The sequence below is a fragment of the Nitratifractor sp. genome (genome assembly GCF_015487065.1).
GTDB lineage: Bacteria > Campylobacterota > Campylobacteria > Campylobacterales > Sulfurovaceae > Nitratifractor.
Map to the genome: position 1 here is coordinate 1 of NZ_WFQN01000178.1, position 2,813 is coordinate 2,813.

General features: G+C 57.9%; 2 protein-coding genes and 1 pseudogene. 2 read left to right on the forward strand and 1 reads right to left on the reverse strand.

All coding sequences use genetic code 11. The annotated features are described in order from the left end of the window. Together F8I07_RS10050 and ruvA are read left to right on the forward strand one after the other, a co-directional pair. Positions 1-1,290: pseudogene (locus F8I07_RS10050) on the forward strand (ATP-binding cassette domain-containing protein); the annotation flags it as partial. Positions 1,291-1,377: 87 nt separating this feature from the next. After that, positions 1,378-1,941, forward strand: coding sequence for a Holliday junction branch migration protein RuvA (gene ruvA, locus F8I07_RS10055; RefSeq protein WP_292659177.1), 564 nt, complete (start codon positions 1,378-1,380; stop codon positions 1,939-1,941). A gap of 98 nt (positions 1,942-2,039) precedes the next feature. Here the strand turns inward: ruvA and F8I07_RS10060 are convergent. After that, on the reverse strand, positions 2,040-2,813 hold a 774-nt coding region (locus tag F8I07_RS10060; RefSeq protein WP_292659178.1), incomplete at its 5' end, for an energy transducer TonB.

Here is a 2,813-nt window from a genome sequence, read left to right on the forward strand (position 1 = left end):
GGTCTGCACGAGCGAGACACCCTCAAGCTGATCCGCACACTGCAGTCCCTACGGGACAAGGGCAACACCGTCATCGTCGTGGACCACGACAAAGAGACGATCCTGGCCGCCGACCACATCGTGGACATCGGCCCCGGAGCCGGGGAGTACGGCGGAGAGATCGTCTTCTCCGGCAAAGCCGAGCGGCTCAAGTGGGCCAAGACCCTCACCGCCCAGTATCTCTACGGCAAAAAGGAGATCGCCTATCCCCACGCCGAGCGCCCCAGGGAGCACTGGCTGGAGATCCGCAACGTCACGATCAACAACATCGAGAACCTATCGGCAAGGCTGCCCCTGGGGAACTTCGTCTGCGTCACCGGCGTCAGCGGCAGCGGCAAGAGTTCCCTGATCCTCCAGACCCTCCTGCCCACGGCGAGGGAGATCCTCAACCGGGCCAAAAAGGTCAACCGGGTCGAAGGAGTGGAGATAGACGGCCTTGAGCATCTGGACAAGGTGATCTACCTGGACCAGAGCCCCATCGGCCGGACGCCGCGCTCTAACCCCGCCACCTATACCGGCGTCATGGACGAAATACGCAAGCTTTTCGCCCAGACCAAGGAGGCGGAGCTGCGGGGGTACAAGGTGGGGCGCTTCAGCTTCAACGTCAAGGGAGGTCGCTGTGAGAAGTGCCAGGGAGAGGGGCAGATCAAGATTGAGATGCACTTCCTGCCCGATGTGATGGTCACCTGCGACGCCTGCCACGGCGCCCGCTACAACGAGCAGACCCTGGAGGTGCGCTACAAGGGCAAAAACATCGCCGAAGTGCTCAATATGAGCGTCGGGGAGGCGATGGAGTTTTTCAAAGCGATCCCCGCCATCGCCGCCAAGCTCAAGACCCTGATGGACGTGGGACTCGACTATATCAAACTGGGACAAAACGCCACGACCCTCTCGGGGGGAGAGGCCCAGCGGATCAAACTGGCCAAGGAGCTCAGCCGCAAAGATACCGGCCGGACCCTTTATATCCTGGACGAGCCCACGACGGGGCTGCACTTCGCCGACGTGGACCGACTGACCGGGGTGCTGCACCACCTGACGGAGCTGGGCAACAGCGTCATCGTCATCGAGCACAACCTGGACATGGTCAAAAATGCCGACTACATCGTGGATATGGGCCCCGAGGGCGGAAACAAAGGGGGGCAGATCGTCGCCGCCGGCACCCCCGAAGAGCTGGCCGAAACCTGGCGCGAGACCGGCAGCTATACCGGGCAGTACCTGGCCAAAGAGCTGGGGCTCGAGACGGAAAAGTGAAGTAGAAATGTCGGAGTGAAATATTTTCCGTTTAGCGATGCGAAACGGTGTAGAGTTTGAAAAAAACAACGGCATAAAGGGGAGAAGATGATCGTCGGAATCGAAGGAAAGGTGGAGCTGCGGGAGCCGACCCGTTTACATATCAACGTGGGCGGCCTGATTTATGAAGTGAATGTCTCCATCAACACCTCCAACGCTGTAGCAGATAGAGAAACAGTGCGGCTACATGTAACTCAGATCATCCGGGAGGATGCGAATCTGCTTTTCGGTTTTGCCAACGCAAACGAAAAGAAGATGTTCGACACACTGCTCAAGATCAACGGGGTCGGCCCCAAAGTAGCCCAGGCTGTCTGCTCCACCTTCACCCCTGAGACTTTCGCCAAAGTGGTGGCATCCAAAGACGTGGCGCTGCTCAAGCGGGTCCCCGGCATCGGCCCCAAAGCCGCCAGCCGGATCCTGGTGGAGCTGGCGGACTTCATTGTGGACAGCTCCGAAGGAGGAGGGTCCGCCGGTGCCGACCATCAGGAAGCGATGATGGCCCTGGAGAGTCTCGGTTTCAAAAAAGAGGCGATCCGCAAAGCTCTGGCCGGGGAGAGTGGGGATACGGCGACTTTGGTCAAAGCGGCGCTGAAGAAACTGCAGCGGCTTTAAGGCGCCGTTGGCGCCTTAGAATGCTGGATTTTGGATGTTGAATGTTGGATTGTTCTCAACCCACATTTCATTCAAAATTCAAAATCCAACATCCAAAATTAATAAAGTCTGTATCGCACATAGATAATGATCTTCGTCGTGGTTCTGGGACGGGGGTAGTGCATGTAGGCGGTTTTGATCACTTCGATGGTCTGACGGTCCAGGGAAGAGGAACCGGTGCGGCGGCGCAGGCGCAGGCCGCTGATGTCGCCGTTGGGGTGGAGGTAGAACTGGACGATGTTGGTTCCCTGCTCTCCAAAACGGGCCGCTTCCCGGGGATAGCCCAGGTAGTTGAGGGTCTGTTGGGAGATCCTCAGGATCCGGCGTAGGTTTTCGTCGATAAATTTTCGCTGGGCGGAGCTCATTCGGGAGTAACTGCTGCCGTAGAGCCGTTTGATGAGTCGGCTGGCGGGGCCAGTGGGGGCGTGCCGGGGTATCGAACGACGGCGGGCATGCCGAGGCGGAGCGGCTTTGCTCCGACGCGGCGGTTCAGCTTTGCGATGGGTTCTTTTCGCGACCTTTCGGCGAACTTTTTGGGAGCTCTTTTTCGGCTTCTTCAGCTCTTTTTTCTCTACCGTTTTGATCACGATCTTTTTGGGTTTTTCACGCTTTTTCTTTCTTTGGCTCATATTGCTGTCTACCGGTAGGAGGTTTTGATGCTCCATCCCTTTGGCGATTTTCATCTGCTGTGCTTTGGGAACGGCTTTGCGGAGCTGTTTCGGTTTGGGAATCGGTTTGGGATGCGGCGGTCGGGTAGGGGCCTTGGGCGGTAGGGTCTGAAATTGGGTCAGGTCGAGGCTGATACGGGTTTTGTTGACCGCTTTGGGGGTGAC